Here is a 14790-nt window from a genome sequence, read left to right as displayed (position 1 = left end):
CCGCCGCGACCTGTGTACCGACCGGAGGCCGACCCTTCCCAAGAGGGCCGGCCTCCGATCGCGTCAAGCCGCGGCCACCCGGTGCCGCGCGGCGTTCGCCAGGCCGTTCAACGTGGTCAGGTCAGCCGCACCCAGGTACGAGTCCGACATCATGACCACCACCACGTAGTGGCCGACCGCGGCGGCGACATAGCCGACGTAGCGGTCGCCTTCGTCGTAGGTGCCGAGGAACAGCACCGAGTCCGGCCCGAGGTGGTCCTCGGCGACCGGGTCGAAGCCCTCCTCGTCGCCACCCACCCCGCACCGGGCGAGCTGCGCCTTCAGTTCGGTGAGGTACGCGTGTGCGCCATCGCCGCCGTACCGGGCGACGTTCTCGTAGATCCGGAAGCGGGTACCCAGATCGGCCGCCTGGGTGCGGCTCACGACGGGCCCGGGCACGGGCGTGTCCGCGCACGGCTGGGGTAGCAGCGGCCACACGAGCCCGTCCTCCACCGGCCCCGGCACGGCTCCGCCGAGATCGTCCGGCTGCAACATGACCCGGTCAGGGATTCCCCGTGGCCGCTGCTGCGCCGCCGCCGGCCCGCTCACCGAGACCAGCCCCAGGATCATGGCCGTCATCACCATCAGTGTCCTTCGCATGCGAACCATCCTGCGCATCGTCGGCGAGCGATGGATCGGCCGGCATACTCAGCCCCTCCTGGGTACACGTACCCCCCCAGGCCTATCCGAGCAGCGTCGCCGTCGCGGCCAGCGTGCCCAGCGACAGGGTCGTGGTCACGACGACCGCCCGGTTGGCGATGGTCTCGCCGACGCCGTACTCCTGGCCGAAGATGAACGTGTTCTGCGCTGTCGGCAGGCCCGCGCACACCACCACGGCGAGCAACTGCGGCGCGGACAGGTGCAGGGCCAGCCCGGCCACGTACGCGATCACCGGCTGCGCGACGAGCTTCAGCGTGGCGAGCACGGCCAGCTCGGCCAGGTCGGCCGGCTCTGCCCGCGCCCCCGCCGGGCGGTGCAGCGACGCGCCGAGCGCGATCAGGGCGGCCGGAACCGCTGCGCCCGCCAGCAGGGCGAGCGACGCGTCGGCTGCCGACGGCAGGTGCAGGTCGGCAGCCGAGCACGCCACACCGAGCAGCGACGCCAGGATCACCGGGTTGCGTACCGGTAGGGAGGCGATACGGCGGACCCGCACCCGCCCGGCCGGGTCGCTGTGCCGGTCCAGGGCGATCAGGACCACGGGCGTCACCACCAGCACCTGTAGCAGTACCACCGCCGCCAGGAACGACACGTTGCCGAGCACCTGTGTCGCGATCGGAATGCCGAGGTTCGCCGAGTTCACGTAGCCGGCGGCCATGCCCCAGATCGGCCGTTCGCCGGGCAGACGACCGAACAGCCGACTCGCGCCGACCCAGCCGAAGCCGACGACCGCGGCAGTGCTCATCCCGAAGGCGAGCAGCGAGCGGCCGGCGAACCCGGAGAGTGGCATTCGGGACAGGGCCAGGAACAGGGCGGACGGCATCGCGAGGTGGAACACGAACCGGCCGAGCACCGTCACCACCGCCTCGCCCAGCAGGCCCCGGCGACAGGCCCCGTAGCCGACCGCGGTGAGGATCCAGATCGGTACGAACGCCGATACCAGGCTCATCCGAGCGTTACTCGCGGCCGAGGGACAGGAGCAGACCGACGGCGACCAGGGCGATCCCGGCGGTGGCGGTGTATGCCGGAAGCTGGGCCGGGATGCCGAGGTAGACGGTGATGCCGAGGATGCGGGACAGGCCCCAGGGCAGCAGCGCGAGTTGGTCGTTCCACACCGTCAGCGCGCGTTCCAGGCCCACCGCCGAGACCAGGGCGGACAGTGCGCCCAGCGGCACGCCCACGGCGGTGAGGGTCAGTCCGACCGCGCTTGCGCGACGCAGGCCGTAGCGGTCCCGCAGGACCACCGCCGTGACCACGAACAGCCAGCAGAACGCCGCGAACGCGACGGTGACGTACGCCGCGCGCAGGCCCGGCGCGGTCCAGAAGGCGAACCAGTAGCCGCCGGGTCCGCGCGGGGCGAGCGCCGCCAGGAGAAGGACGCTGCGCAGCAGCGCGACACCGCCGAGCGCGGCCCACAGGTGGAACGGATCCCGACGGCCGACGACGAGGCGTACGACGAGGGCGAACAGCGCCCATCCACCGAGGGTGACCAGCAGGTGTGCCGGCGCGGCGAACCAGGTCAACACGAGCCGGCTGGCCACCAGGACCACGGCCGGGACCAGCCACACCATCAGCCGGTCCGCTCGAGTGCGGGGTGTCGGCAGCGCGGCGACCCGCCACGGCCGGAGCGCGCCGAGCAGCAATCCGCGCGCGGCGGCCGCGCCGAACCCGCGCCCGCGCAGGCCGAGCAGCAGCACCAGCAGGATCGACGCGAGCAGCGCCCGGGCCGCCCAGGCCATCGCCGGGTCCCGGTCGGCGCGGCGTGCGCCGAGGTCGGCGGCGGTGAAGTTGTACGCCGGCAGGTCCAGGTCGGCGTGGTAGCGCTGCCGGTGCGCGTCGCGCGCATCCTGGTACGCGGCCGCTGCCCGCCGCCAGTCGTGACGGGCGGCGGGTGCGCCCGTGTCCAGCCACTGCGCGTGCCGCAGCACCATGGTCCGGTACGCGCTCAGCGTCTCGAACAGGTCGACCTGGTAGTCGAGCGTCGCGGTGAAGCGTCCGCGCAGTTCGGCGTCCCGCCAGGTCGCCGGGTCGGTCGCGGCCACCAGGTCGCGCATGCGCCGGGCCAGCGCGACGGCCTGCGTACCCTCCTGGATCGCCTCGTCGACGCGGCTGCCGGTCACCGCGTAGATGCTGTCCTGAGCTGCGGAGTCGCCGGTCGGGATGTCCCACTCGAAGATCCACATCATGGGCGGCGGTTCCAGCCCGAGCGCCCGTACCGAGCGGTCGGCGTACGGACCGATGTAGAGGCCCCTGGTGACCGCCGGGCGGGACAGCGCCATGGCCTGCCCGATCGCGGCGACGGTGCCCGGGTCGGCGGAGAACGTGCGGTACGCCCAGTCCGCCGTCACCTGCGCCGGGTCGGCCTGCGGATCCCAGGCCAGGCGGCCGACGGCGTACGTGTTGAGGTCGTAGAGCTGCCAGAACCCGGCGCGCAGGTACAGCGACATGGGTCCGGCGCGCAGCGGTCCGCCGTCCTGGGTCCAGTTCCAGACGCCCTCGACGTTTGCGTTGGCGGCGAGGAACGCGCGCAGCGCCTGGCGGTGCAGCGGGCCGAGGTCGTTGGGCAGCGAGCCGAACCCCTCGAACTCGCGCCGGGCCTGGAACTCCACGATCCGGCGGTGCCCGCCGCCCAGCAGCGTGGTGTTCAGCGGCAGGTGGCTGTAGAAGTCGCCGAGGGTGTACTTGGTGGAGACGATCAGGTGCGGGTCGTCGAGCCCGCCGAGGACCTGCGCGTACGACTCCGGGTTGGTGTGCAGGTCGCCGACCGCGCCGACGCCCACCGTCCAGGTCCGGAAGATGATCTCCTTTCCGGCCGGGCCCGCCGTGTCCAGCAGCGCCCGCAGCATCGCGCGTACGGACGCTTCCGTGGTGACCGCGAGCCGGGACGAGTAGTCCCAGCCGGTTCCGGCGTACACCTCGCCGCCCTCGCCGATGCGGACCATGAGGCCGTCGACGAACGGCATGCTCTCGAACAGTTCGGCCAGGCCGGCCTGGTAGACCGCCCACAGCCGTGGGTCGGCCACGTCGAGGCCGCCGACGGTCCGCGTCAGGTACGCCTCCACCGGGGGCGACACCGCGAGCATGTCGGTCAGCAGGAAGACCTTCATCCCCATGTCCTCGGCGTACCGGAAGACGGGCCCGAACGCCGTGACCATCGCCCGCGCCCGGTCGACGTGCGGGTCGCCGGGCGGATAGACCGCGCGTCCGTCGCCGACCGTGGCGAACGTGACGTACTCCAGGAAGCCGGGCACGACGATCCCGTTGTAGCCCTGCGCCACCGAGTGGTCGACGAGCTGGCGGAACTGCGCGTCGATGCGGGCCACCGCGGCGGCGTCCACCCACGGCGCTCGGGGCAGCACCGCCGACGCGACCACGTCGGTGTTCAGGCCGTAGTCGTCGCCGGCCGCGAAGGCGGCCGGGTCGGGCTCGCGGCCCACCGAACCGGCGTCGGTCAGCCGCAGGCCGAGCCGGGGGGTGACCACCCGGCCGGTGTCCGCCGGGGGGAGCGCCTCCACTCCGGAGCGGATCCGGTCGGCCAGCTGGTACATCCCGGCTGCCACGCCCGCGACATCACCGCCCTGGACGGCCAACTCGGTGCCACGCACGTCGAGCCGGTACGACTCGGGCGTCCCACCGAGCGCGGCCAGCACGCCCGCCCGCAGCGTGCGTACCGCGGACAGGTCGGGGGGCCCGCCGCCCGCCGTACCGGTGCCCGGCGCGGTGGTCGCGGACCCGGCCGGGGCGAGCACCGGCCGGGGCCGGCCGCGGAAGACGACCGCGTCGGCGACGGCGGTCGCGGCCTTGGTGAGCCGGGGATTGTCGGGTACGACGAGGGACGTCAACGGCGGGACCGGCGCGGGCGTCCGCGCCGGCGCCGCGACCGCCTCCTCGCCCGGCACGGCGGCGGGGGAGTGGCTCAGCCCCAGCGTGTCGCCGACCGCCCAGGCCGTGGCCGCGCCGAGCGCCACCACGATCGCCACGGCGACGAGCAGCGGGTACGGCCTGCGAGGCTGGGCAACGTGAGCCACGCTCGCATGGTAGTGGTCGCACCGGCCATCGTCCTCGACGCGCGGAAGCCGGCGGCGAGCGTCGTCGGGCTACCCGTTGCCGGCACCATCTCCGCTCGGAGTCAGGACGTGTCGGGTCCGGTCCCCGGTCCAGGCCGCTTCGAGGATCGCGGTCAGGCTGGCGGTGTCGGTCGGGCCCGGGTGGTTCTGGATGAGGCGGGTGACGCCGGTGGCCATCTCCGCGAAACGTGGCAGGTCGGCGCGGGCCACGCCGATGTCCGCCAGGGTGCGGGGGATGCCGATGTCGGCGAGGAGACCGTCGAGCCAGGTGAGGAACGCGTCCGCGGCCTCGGCATCGGAGGCGTCGGCCACGTCGAGCCCGCACACCCCGGCGAGGATCGCCAACCGGTCCTCCACGGCATCCCGGGCCGCGTCCAACGCGTACGGCAGGAGCAGTCCGACGCCCAGGCCGTGCGGGGTGTGCGTGGCCGCGCCGATGGGGTACTGGAGGGCGTGCGGGGCCGCGTTGCCCGCGTGGGAGAAGGCGAGCCCGGCGAGCATCGACCCGTACGACATGTCCGCGCGCGCGTCCCGGTCGCCGCCGTTGCGGACCGCACGACGCAGGCTCCGGGCGATCCGCTCCGCGGCCAGGAGCGCGTAGTGGTCGGTGATCGGGTTACGGCCGAGGAACACCTGCTCCACCGGGTCGCGTGGTCCGTGGGCCCGGGGTCGCGCGGTGTAGCTCTCCACGGCGTGGCAGAACGCGTCGATGCCGGAGTGGGCGGTGACGGTCGCCGGGCAGGAATAGGTGAGTTCGGGGTCCACGATGGCGAAGTCGGGCACGATGTGGACGCTGGAGACCCCCACCTTCAGCTCGCGGTCCGGGTCGGTCAACACCGAGACGGGGGTGAGTTCGGAACCGGTCCCGGACGTGGTCGGGACCGCGACGAGGGGGAGGGTCGGCCCCGGCACCCTCGACTCGCCGTAGAAGTCGCGCGGCGTCCCCCCGTGGCGTCGGATGACGCCGACGATCTTGGCGAGGTCGATCACCGTGCCACCCCCGATGGCGAGGATCACGTCGGCCTCCATCTCGTTGGCGACCGCGACGGCCACGGCGACGTCGGCGAGTGGCACGTCCGACGTCGCGTCCGAGAACACCTCGACGACGTCGACCCGCTCCCGCACGGCGGCCACGATCTCGGCGACGCCCGGTTGGCCCAGGAGAACCTGGTCGGTCACCACGAGGACCCGCGATCCACTCTCGGCCACCACCCGGGGGATGTTCTGCGCGACCCCTTCGCCCACGATGAGCTGGCGTGGTCCGCGGACGGTCTCAAGCATGTCGGTGCCTCTTTCGGAACGTCGGCGGCGATGTGCGGGCGCAAGCTCGGGGCGGCGGGCCGGTCACGGCAGGTCGATCGCCGCGTAGGTGAGGTCGAGGTACTCGAGGATGCCCTCGTGCGACCCCTCCTTGCCGATGCCGGACTGCTTCACGCCCCCGAACGGAGCTGACGGGTCCGAGATCAGACCACGGTTGATGCCGACCATCCCCGTCTCCAGCCCCTCGGTGAACCTCAGCGCCCGCCGCAGGTCACGGGTGAAGACGTACCCGACCAGGCCGTGCTCGGTGTCGTTGGCCTTCGCCAGCACCTCGTCGTCGGACGTGAACGAGATGATCGGCGCAACCGGACCGAAGATCTCCGCCTGCAGCATCCGCGCGTCGTCGGGCACGTCGACGACCACGGTGGGCGGGTAGAAGTGGCCCGGCCCATCCGGACGCTTGCCGCCCACCAGCACCCGGGCGCCCCGATCCACCGCGTCGCCGACGAGCTCGTCGATCGCGGTGACCGAGGCCTCGTCGATCAACGCCCCGACGTCCACGCCGTCGTCCAGACCATGACCCACCGACAGCGCGCCCATCCGCTCGACGAAGCGCGCCGTGAACTCCTCGCGCACCGGCTCCTCGACGTAGATCCGGTTGGCCGCGATGCAGGACTCCCCGATGTTGCGCATCTTGGCCACCATGGCGCCGTCGACGGCGACGTCCAGGTCGGCGTCCGCACACACGATCAGGGCCGCGTTGCCGCCAAGTTCCATCGAGGTACGCAGCACGTTGTCCGCAGCCTGCCGGAGCAGCACGCGTCCGACCTCGGTCGACCCGGTGAACGACAGCTTGCGGGTCCGGTTGTCGGCCAGCAGCGCCGAGACCACCGCGCCGGAACGCTTGGTGGTCACCACGTTGACGACGCCCGGCGGTACGCCCACCTCTTCCATGAGGCGGGCCAGGAACAGCATGGTGAGCGGCGTCTGGCCCGCGGGCTTGGTGATCGTCGTACAGCCGGCGGCCAGCGCAGGAGCGATCTTGCGGGCGCCCATGGCCAACGGGAAGTTCCAGGGCGTCACGAAGACACACGGTCCGACCGGCTTCGGCACGGTGAGGATGCGGTATCCGCCGGCGGGGGCGGCGCTGTAGCGACCCTCGACGCGGACCGCCTCCTCGGCGAACCACCGGAAGAACTCCGCGCCGTAGGACACCTCCGCCCGAGCCTCGGCGAGTGGCTTGCCCATCTCGAGCGTGATCAGCCGGGCGACCTCCTCGGACCGCTCGACCAGTGCCCGGTACGTCGCGGTCAACAACTCCGACCGTTTCCGTGGTGGGGTCGCCGCCCACCCCGGCATCGCCGTGCTCGCCGCCTCCAGGGCGGCGAGCCCGTCGACGACGTCGGCGTCCGCCACCTCGGCGATGGTCTTGCCGGTGGCCGGGTCCTCGACGGCGAAGGTGGCCCCGTTCGTGGCGTCGCGCCAGGCGTCGCCGATCCGGAGCCGCCGGTGCTCGGGGGCCAGGACGGTCATCGGGTCACTCATTGCGTCGCCTCCTGTGATCTTCGTGGTGCTGTGCGGAGTGCCCCAGCGATCGCGCCGTGCGGGTGGACGGACGGGTCACCCGCCCTCGTCGGGGCGAGGGCGAAGGTGTCTCGGTCTGTCCGGCGCGTTACCGCCCCGCCTCGGACAGCGACAGCCCGGTGTCCGCGTCGAACAGGTGCGCACGGTCCAGGTCGACCGTGACCGACAGCCGTTCGCCCGGCGTACCGGTGATGGTGGGTCGTGCCTTGACCTTGAGGATCTCGGTCCCCACCCGGACGTCGACCACCGTGCGGTCGCCGAGCGGCTCGAGCCCGTAGAGCTCTCCCGACAACGACGCGTCCCCGCGCTGCTCGACGGACAGGTCCTCCGCGCGTACGCCCAGCAGCAGCGCACGACCGTCCTCCGCAGTGGTCCAGTGGGGCCGAGGTAACGTCCAGCCGTCCGCACCGACCAGACGATCCCCCTCGGCGCGGCAGGCGAGCAGACTGATCGGCGGGCTCCCGACGAACCCCGCCACCCACTGGTTGGCGGGACGCTCGTACACCTCGGTCGGTGTCCCGACCTGCTGCACGGTCCCCTCCTTGAGGACCGCGACCGCATCGGCCATGGACAGGGCCTCGACCTGGTCGTTGGTCACGTAGACGAAGGTCGCGCCGAGGCTCCGGTGGATACGGGTGAGCTCGGTGCGCATCTCGACGCGGAGCTTGAGGTCGAGGTTCGTCAGCGGCTCGTCCATGAGGAACGCCCGGGGGCTGCGGACCAGCGCCCGAGCCAGCGCGACCCGCTGCATCTCACCGCCGGACAACTGGGCGGGACGACGCTTCAGCAGACGTTCGATGTGCAGCAGCTTCGACATCTGCTCGACGGCGGCCGCGATCTCGCTCGACGAACGGCGGCGTGCCCGCAGCGGTGAGGCGATGTTCTCGTACGCCGTGTGTCGCGGGTAGAGGGCGTAGTTCTGGAAGACCATGGCCAGGTCCCGCTCGGCCGGCGCGTCACCGGTCGCGTCCCTCCCGTCCAGGTGCACCGAACCCGCGTCGAGCTTCTCCAGGCCGGCGATCGCCCGCAGGGTCGTCGTCTTACCCGCCCCGGAGGGCCCGAGCACGACGAAGAACGAGCCGTCCGGCACGTCGAGCGTCACCCCGTCCAGGGCCTGGACCTTGCCGAAGGACTTGCGCAGCCCGTGCGCTGCCACGGTTCCCATCAGGCCACCAGCTCTTCCGTGCGCACGTCGTAGACCGCCGGGGTTCCGCCGGTGTGCCGCAGCCCGACCTTCGCGTCGGGGGCGAAACGAATGGTCGGTGGCATCCGAACCCGTACGTCGCGCTCGCCGCCGTGGTCGACCACGTAGATGATTTCGTCGCCCAACCACTCCGCCGAGACCACTCGGGCCGGGATCGTGCCTTCCGTCCCTGGCGCGGTGACTTCCAGCGCCTCCGGCCGGACGCCGGCCACCAGGCGACGATCGCGCGGCAGGCCTGACGGTGGTGTGAGGACCAGTCCGCCCTGACTGTGCAGCATGCCGTCGACCACCTCCACGTCGACCAGGTTCATCGGCGGGGAGCCGATGAACGCGGCGCAGAAGAGACTCGCCGGGCGGTCGTAGACCTCCAGCGGCGTGCCGATCTGCTCCACGCGGCCCTTGTTGAGGATGGCGATCCGGTGACCGAGCGACATCGCCTCGACCTGGTCGTGGGTGACGTAGACCATCGTCGCCCCCAGCTCCCCCTGCAGGTGCTTGATCTCCGTGCGCATGTCCGCCCTCAACTCGGCGTCCAGATTGGTGAGAGGTTCGTCCATGAGGAACGCGCGCGGTCGTCGCACCAGGGCGCGCGCGAGCGCGACGCGCTGCTGCTCCCCGCCGGACAGTTGGCGCGGTCGCCGGTCCAGAAGGGCACCGAGCCGCATCAGCCGGGCGGCCTCCTCGACCCGCGCGTGCACCTCCTGCTTGGGCAGTCCCTCGGCCCGCAGGGGGAACGCCAGGTTGTCGCGGGTTCGCAGATGCGGGTAGAGGGCGTAGAACTGGAACACCATGGCGATGTCGCGCTCGGCGGGCGGCAGATCATTGACCAGCGTGTCACCGATGCGGATGTCGCCGGACGTCTGCCTCTCCAGGCCGGCGATGGCCCGCAGCGTGGTCGTCTTGCCGCAGCCCGACGGGCCGAGCATCACGAACAGCTCGCCGTGGCCGATGGACAGGTCCACCTGTTCGACCGCGACCGTGCCGTCCGGGTAGCGCTTGTGCAGCGCGGTTACCTCGATACCCGCCATCAGCGTCGCACCGCCCCGAGCGTCACACCGGCGATGAGGTGCCTGCGCACCAGGTAGGCGAAGATGAGCACCGGTAGGGCGAACACCACGGAGGCGGCTGCCACGAGACCCCAGTCGGTGGTGGTGCCGCCGATCAGGCCGGCGATGGCGGGTGGGGCCGTCCGGACGCTGTCGCTGGACGTGAGGAAGATGGCGAACACGAACTCGTTCCACGAGAAGATGAGCGCGAAGACCGCCGTCGCGGCGATGCCGGGTAAGAGCTGGGGAAGTGTGTATCGCCAGAACGCCTGTAGCCGGGTGTAGCCGTCGAGCATGGCGGCGTCCTCGTACTCCGCGGGCACCTCGTCGACGAACCCCTTCATCATCCAGATCGTGAACGGCACGTTGAACGCGGCGTAGATGAGGATCAGGCCGATCTTGTTGTCGATGAGTCCGACCTGGCGGTACATGAGGAAGATCGGGATCACCACCACCACGGGCGGCATGAAGCGGGTGGACAGGATGAAGAACAGTTGGTCCTTCTTGGCCTTCACGGCGAATCGTGAGTAGGCCCAGGCCGCCGGGACTCCCAGCACGGTGGCCAGCACCGTGGAGGCGCCGGCGACCAAGAAGGAGTTGAGGAAGCTGACGGACACGGGCGTACGGCCGTCGCCCTGGGCGACGAACACGTCCTTGTAGTGCTGCAACGTGACGGCGAAGTCGAAGAACTTGGCCGGGATGGCGTAGACGTCCCGGTTCTCCTTGATCGACGTCTCGATCATCCACAGCACCGGAAAGAGCATCACGGCGGCCAGCACGGTCAGCAGCACGACCTCCACCGCGGAGCGGCCCCGGCCGCCGGGGCGGCGCACGGGAGGTGTGTGGTCCCCGGCCGGACCGGTGGACACGGCCTCGTCGACGGAGACGGCCATCAGTCCTCCTTGAGCTTGTTCAGATAACGCAGGTAGAGCTGCGTGAGGACGATGACGACGAGGACCATGAGGATTCCGTACGCTGACGCGGTTCCGGTGTTGAAGCCCAGGAACGCGACCTTGTAGATGTGGAACGACAACGTCTCGGTGGAGACCCCCGGGCCTCCGTTGGTGAGGATGTAGACGAGGTCGAACAGCCGGAACGCCTCGATGGCCCGGAACATCACGGCGATGAGCAACAGCGGCCACACCAGCGGCAGGGTGATGGTGCGGAACTTGAACCACTCGGACGCGCGGTCGATCGAGGCGGCCTCGTAGAGGTACTTGGGCACTGCGCTGAGGCCCGCGAGCGCGATGAGCATGATGAACGGCGTCCACTGCCAGGTGTCGACCACGATCAGCGAGATCAGCGCCGTCCGCTGCCGGGTGAGCCACTCCACCTGCCCGAGGCCGACCGAGCCGAGCATGCTGTTGACCACGCCGAACTGCGCGTCGAGCATGAAGCGCCAGAACAACCCGACCACGACCGGCGACAGCATCATCGGGACCAGGAACAGGGTGGTCAGCGCTCCTCGCCCGCGCGTGCGCCGGGAGATCAGGTAGGCGATGCCGAACCCGAGCACGGTCTGCAGGGAGACCGCGCCGATCACATAGACCAGAGTCGTCAGGGCCCTCGTGTGGACCTGGGCCGACGTCAGGATGGCGGTGTAGTTCCCGAAACCGACGAACTCGGCGGGACCCCCGCGCGTGGCCGAGTAGTCGGTGAAGGACAGGTACAACGACCACAGCAACGGGAAGACCGACATGGCGAGCAACAGCAGGAGCGAGGGGGAGATGAAGGCCACGGCGAGCCCACGGTCGCTCAACCGGCGGGACCGACCCGGCGCAGGTGGCGTCGCGGACGCCACCTGCCCGGGGTGTTCGGTCGTCAGAGGGGCGTCGCTCACAGCCCGCCGCCGCCCTTGCGGTTGCTCGAGTCGAGCACGCTCTGCTGCTCCTTGGCGATGTCGTCGAGCGCGTCCTTCGGGCTCTTCGCGCCGTTGAGGGCCGCGTTCACGTTGGTGTTCTCGATGTCGACGAGGCGCGCGTACTCGGGCACGTTCCACATGTCCCGCATGCGCGGGACCGAGTCGGCGTACACCTTGTTGAACGGCCCGGCGTTGAGGAACTCGGGTGACTGGATCGCGTCGGTACGTGATGGCACGCCACCGGCGGCGGCCCACTTCTTCTGGACGTCAGCCCGCTCGAACCACTTCATGAAGTTCAGGGCTTCCGCCTGGTTCGCCGCGCCGGAGTAGGCCGAGATGTGCATGCCCATGCCGCCGAGCGGGACGAGGTTGGTCTTCTGGGTCGGCAGGGTGGCGAAGCCCAACTTGTCGAGGATCTGCTCGCGCGTGGTGCCGAGCGTCGACTGCTTCGGGTCGAGCAGGCCGCCGCTCGCCGCGATCCAGTTGAACGCGATGCACGCCTTGCCCTGGGCGACGGCCGCGTTCGTCTCGTCGATGAACCAGTTGCCGGAGCCCTTGGCGGTCAGCGGCTTCATCTTGTTGACCAGGACGTCCATCGCCTCTTGGCCGGCCGCGTCGTTGAGGACGCCCTGGATCTTGCGTGCCTTCGGGTCCCAGAGGTTGCCGCCGTAGACGCCGTTCACGGTGTTGTAGGTGACGGCCGCGGCGTCGGATCCGTTGGCCTGGTGGAAGGCCAGTCCGCTCACGCCGGGGTGCTCCGCCTGGCACTTCCCGGCGACCGAGATCATCTCGTCCCAGGTCTGCGGCGGCTTGTCGCCGATCAGGTCCTTGCGGTAGATCATCGTCCAGGTGTCGCCGAGCAGCGGCAGCCCGTACAGGCTGGCGTTCTCGTCGCGTTTGCCGGTCTCCGCCTGGGGGAACTGACCGTAGGCCGCCAGGAGGTACGGGTCGTAGGCCTGCACCTCGATGTTGTTCTTGACGAAGTCCGTGAGGTCGAGGATGTTGCCGTTCGTCACGGCCTCGCCGATGTGCTGCGAGTCCAGGATCGCGATGTCGAAGTCGGTCTTGCGCGCGGCGAACTGGGTGAACATCGCGTCGTGCCAGTTCGCGTTCGGCACAGTGTTGACCTTGATGGTCGCGTTCGGCCGCTCTTTCTTGTACTCCGCGTTGGCGAAGGCTTCCAGCGCTTGGGCGGGCGGCCAGTCGAACCAGATGAAGCTGAGGGTCAGCGGGTCCTTGCTGAGCTCCGGGACGGCCGCCGGCGCCTTGGGGGCGCTCGCCTTCGCGTCGTCGTCTTTGTCGCCGCCGCACGCCGCCAGGGTCGTGGCCACCAGCAGCATGGCCGCCGTCGCCAGCCGTGCCTTGCGACCGGGAACGGGCATTCGTCCTATTCGCTTCTGAGCGCGCATGTTATGCCTGCTTTCTGGATGGGGACTTCTAGGCCTCGCTATGTGCTTCGCCGAGCGGTTGCTGGGTTTTCTGGGCGTGGCGCCGGGCCGTCGTGAGGGCCGGCGTCAGGACTGCGCCGCGAGGTGGAGAATGAAGATCATCCGCCACTTTTCCTATACGATCTGGTGGGGGCGTCAGCATGCCGCAGCGCTGTGACTGATGTCAACAGGCCGCAACGGCGCAAGAAGGGACCTCACGTCACGATGGACGACGGAGCGATGATCGCGCGGGGCCGCAAGGCCGTGACGGGAGGAATGTCGGTGGGAAGATCGGGCGGCCGGCTCGCCGACGAGGTGTACGACACGCTGCTCGGGCAGCTGATGTCGCTACGGATCGAGCCCGGCTCCCGCGTCACGATCGACGTCCTGGCGCGAGAGCTGGGAGTCTCCCAGACGCCGATCCGGGACGCCCTGAACCGCATGGAGGCCGAGGGGCTGGTCGTGCGGGTGCCCCACGCCGGCTACCGCATCCCTCCCCAGATCACCCGCCACCGATTCGAGGACATGCTCGAGGTCCGCCTGCTGCTCGAGCCCGCGGCGGCGCGCCGGTCCGCCGAACGCGCCTCGGTGGAACAGGTGACCGGCCTGCGACGGATGCTGGAGGAGATGGCCGAGCTGGAGGGGGGCAAGGGGCCCGCGGCGTACGGCGCCTTCGGGCTCCGCGACGCCGCGTTTCACGACCTGGTCGCCCGCAGCGCGGAGAACCAGGTGATCCGGGAGGCGCTCGCCCGCCTGCACAGCCACGTGCACCTCTTCCGGCTGCACCACGACGCCCAGGTCACCCACCTGGCCATGGCCGAGCACGAGGACGTGGTGGCCGCGATCGCCGCGCGTGACCCCGACGCCGCCGCCTACGCGATGCGTCGGCACATCCTGCGCTCCGGCGACCGGTTCCGGCGATTGTTCGACGAGGTCACGGACGCGGAATCGATGGCGGTAGAGGCTTGACGGGTGGGCTGGGTCGAGGAATGCTATCGCCACCGGATCGGATCGGATTGGATCTCCACCACCCGCCACCAGACGCGAGGAGAAGCAGGTGCCCAGAGCGCTGCTCCTGACCGGCGACGCCGCCGAGGAACTCGACACCATGTATCCCTACTACCGCGTGCAGGAGGGCGGCTGGGACGTCGACGTCTCGTCACGGACGCTGCGTGACGTGCAGTTGGTCATCCACGAGTTCGACCCCAACTCCGACGCCTACGTGGAGAAGAACGGGCGCAAGCTGCCGGTCGACGTGCCCTGGGCCGAGGTCGACGTCGAGCGCTACGACGCCCTCATCATCCCCGGCGGACGTGCCCCCGAGTGGATCCGGGTGGACGCCGACGTCAGGCGCATCACCGAGCACTTCTTCGCGCGCAACCTCCCCATCGCTCTGGTGTGCCACGGCGCGCAGGTGCCAGCGGTGTACGGGCTCCTGAAGGGTCGGAAGACGGCGTGCTTCCCGCCCATCACGGGGGACATGGAGAATGCGGGCGCGACGGTCATCGACGCACCCGACGTCGTGGACGGCAACCTCGTCTCCTGCCGGGGATGGCCCGACATGCCGCAGTTCGGCAGGGCGATGATGGAGGTCTTCTCGAAGTCCGTCAGCTCCGCCTCGGCGTGAGCACGCCCGGCCTGCCCC

The 14790-nt window shown here is 70.6% G+C and carries 12 protein-coding genes; 2 read left to right on the top strand and 10 right to left on the bottom strand.

Annotation, left to right across the window (positions count from 1 at the left end; all coding sequences use genetic code 11):
• Positions 1-63 precede the first annotated feature (63 nt).
• The 10 genes from AB0J36_RS13320 to AB0J36_RS13275 form a co-directional block, all read right to left on the bottom strand.
• Positions 64-639: a hypothetical protein gene (locus tag AB0J36_RS13320; protein WP_363660535.1), complete on the bottom strand. Its 576-nt coding sequence runs from the start codon at positions 637-639 to the stop codon at positions 64-66.
• A gap of 82 nt (positions 640-721) precedes the next feature.
• Complete coding sequence (locus AB0J36_RS13315; protein ID WP_363660534.1) at positions 722-1645, bottom strand: AEC family transporter; 924 nt, start codon at positions 1643-1645, stop codon at positions 722-724.
• Between the two features lie 7 nt (positions 1646-1652).
• On the bottom strand, positions 1653-4724 hold the full coding sequence (locus AB0J36_RS13310; protein ID WP_363660533.1) for a hypothetical protein: 3072 nt from the start codon (positions 4722-4724) through the stop codon (positions 1653-1655).
• A gap of 69 nt (positions 4725-4793) precedes the next feature.
• Positions 4794-6044, bottom strand: coding sequence for an iron-containing alcohol dehydrogenase (locus tag AB0J36_RS13305; RefSeq protein WP_363660532.1), 1251 nt, complete (start codon positions 6042-6044; stop codon positions 4794-4796).
• A gap of 63 nt (positions 6045-6107) precedes the next feature.
• Positions 6108-7568 (bottom strand): NAD-dependent succinate-semialdehyde dehydrogenase, encoded by a 1461-nt coding sequence (locus AB0J36_RS13300; protein WP_363660531.1) that lies wholly within the window; start codon positions 7566-7568, stop codon positions 6108-6110.
• A 127-nt stretch (positions 7569-7695) separates the two neighbouring features.
• On the bottom strand, positions 7696-8772 hold the full coding sequence (locus AB0J36_RS13295; protein WP_357392477.1) for an ABC transporter ATP-binding protein: 1077 nt from the start codon (positions 8770-8772) through the stop codon (positions 7696-7698).
• Positions 8772-9839 (bottom strand): ABC transporter ATP-binding protein, encoded by a 1068-nt coding sequence (locus AB0J36_RS13290; protein ID WP_357124998.1) that lies wholly within the window; start codon positions 9837-9839, stop codon positions 8772-8774. Before AB0J36_RS13290 ends, AB0J36_RS13295 begins: the two co-directional genes overlap by 1 nt.
• Positions 9839-10750 (bottom strand): carbohydrate ABC transporter permease, encoded by a 912-nt coding sequence (locus tag AB0J36_RS13285; protein WP_357173911.1) that lies wholly within the window; start codon positions 10748-10750, stop codon positions 9839-9841. Before AB0J36_RS13285 ends, AB0J36_RS13290 begins: the two co-directional genes overlap by 1 nt.
• Positions 10750-11697: a sugar ABC transporter permease gene (locus AB0J36_RS13280; RefSeq protein WP_357125004.1), complete on the bottom strand. Its 948-nt coding sequence runs from the start codon at positions 11695-11697 to the stop codon at positions 10750-10752. The genes AB0J36_RS13285 and AB0J36_RS13280 overlap by 1 nt, the downstream gene beginning before the upstream one ends.
• Complete coding sequence (locus AB0J36_RS13275) at positions 11694-13127, bottom strand: extracellular solute-binding protein (RefSeq protein ID WP_363660530.1); 1434 nt, start codon at positions 13125-13127, stop codon at positions 11694-11696. Before AB0J36_RS13275 ends, AB0J36_RS13280 begins: the two co-directional genes overlap by 4 nt.
• 294 nt (positions 13128-13421) lie before the next feature.
• On the opposite strand from AB0J36_RS13275, the gene AB0J36_RS13270 reads away from it, so the two are divergent.
• Together AB0J36_RS13270 and AB0J36_RS13265 are read left to right on the top strand one after the other, a co-directional pair.
• Positions 13422-14114 carry a GntR family transcriptional regulator gene (locus tag AB0J36_RS13270; protein WP_357174254.1) on the top strand — a complete coding sequence of 231 codons (693 nt, stop codon included), beginning with the start codon at positions 13422-13424 and terminating at the stop codon, positions 14112-14114.
• 88 nt (positions 14115-14202) lie between these two features.
• A complete protein-coding gene (locus AB0J36_RS13265; protein WP_355047859.1) occupies positions 14203-14772 on the top strand; it encodes a DJ-1/PfpI family protein in 570 nt (189 codons plus the stop codon).
• Positions 14773-14790: the final 18 nt, after the last annotated feature.

The sequence above is a fragment of the Micromonospora sp. NPDC049662 genome, from assembly GCF_040675055.1.
GTDB lineage: Bacteria > Actinomycetota > Actinomycetes > Mycobacteriales > Micromonosporaceae > Micromonospora.
Note: the sequence above shows the minus strand (reverse complement) of the source record. Positions and strands in the feature narration are given on the sequence as shown.

What these genes read in the sequence shown, in the direction of transcription:
- AB0J36_RS13320 (WP_363660535.1), bottom strand. Translation starts at nt 639, where the DNA reads ATGCGAAGGACACTGATGGTGATGACGGCCATGATCCTGGGGCTGGTC.
- AB0J36_RS13315 (WP_363660534.1), bottom strand. Translation starts at nt 1,645, where the DNA reads ATGAGCCTGGTATCGGCGTTCGTACCGATCTGGATCCTCACCGCGGTC.
- AB0J36_RS13305 (WP_363660532.1), bottom strand. Translation starts at nt 6,044, where the DNA reads ATGCTTGAGACCGTCCGCGGACCACGCCAGCTCATCGTGGGCGAAGGG.
- AB0J36_RS13300 (WP_363660531.1), bottom strand. Translation starts at nt 7,568, where the DNA reads ATGAGTGACCCGATGACCGTCCTGGCCCCCGAGCACCGGCGGCTCCGG.
- AB0J36_RS13295 (WP_357392477.1), bottom strand. Translation starts at nt 8,772, where the DNA reads ATGGGAACCGTGGCAGCGCACGGGCTGCGCAAGTCCTTCGGCAAGGTC.
- AB0J36_RS13290 (WP_357124998.1), bottom strand. Translation starts at nt 9,839, where the DNA reads ATGGCGGGTATCGAGGTAACCGCGCTGCACAAGCGCTACCCGGACGGC.
- AB0J36_RS13285 (WP_357173911.1), bottom strand. Translation starts at nt 10,750, where the DNA reads ATGGCCGTCTCCGTCGACGAGGCCGTGTCCACCGGTCCGGCCGGGGAC.
- AB0J36_RS13275 (WP_363660530.1), bottom strand. Translation starts at nt 13,127, where the DNA reads ATGCGCGCTCAGAAGCGAATAGGACGAATGCCCGTTCCCGGTCGCAAG.
- AB0J36_RS13270 (WP_357174254.1), top strand. Translation starts at nt 13,422, where the DNA reads ATGTCGGTGGGAAGATCGGGCGGCCGGCTCGCCGACGAGGTGTACGAC.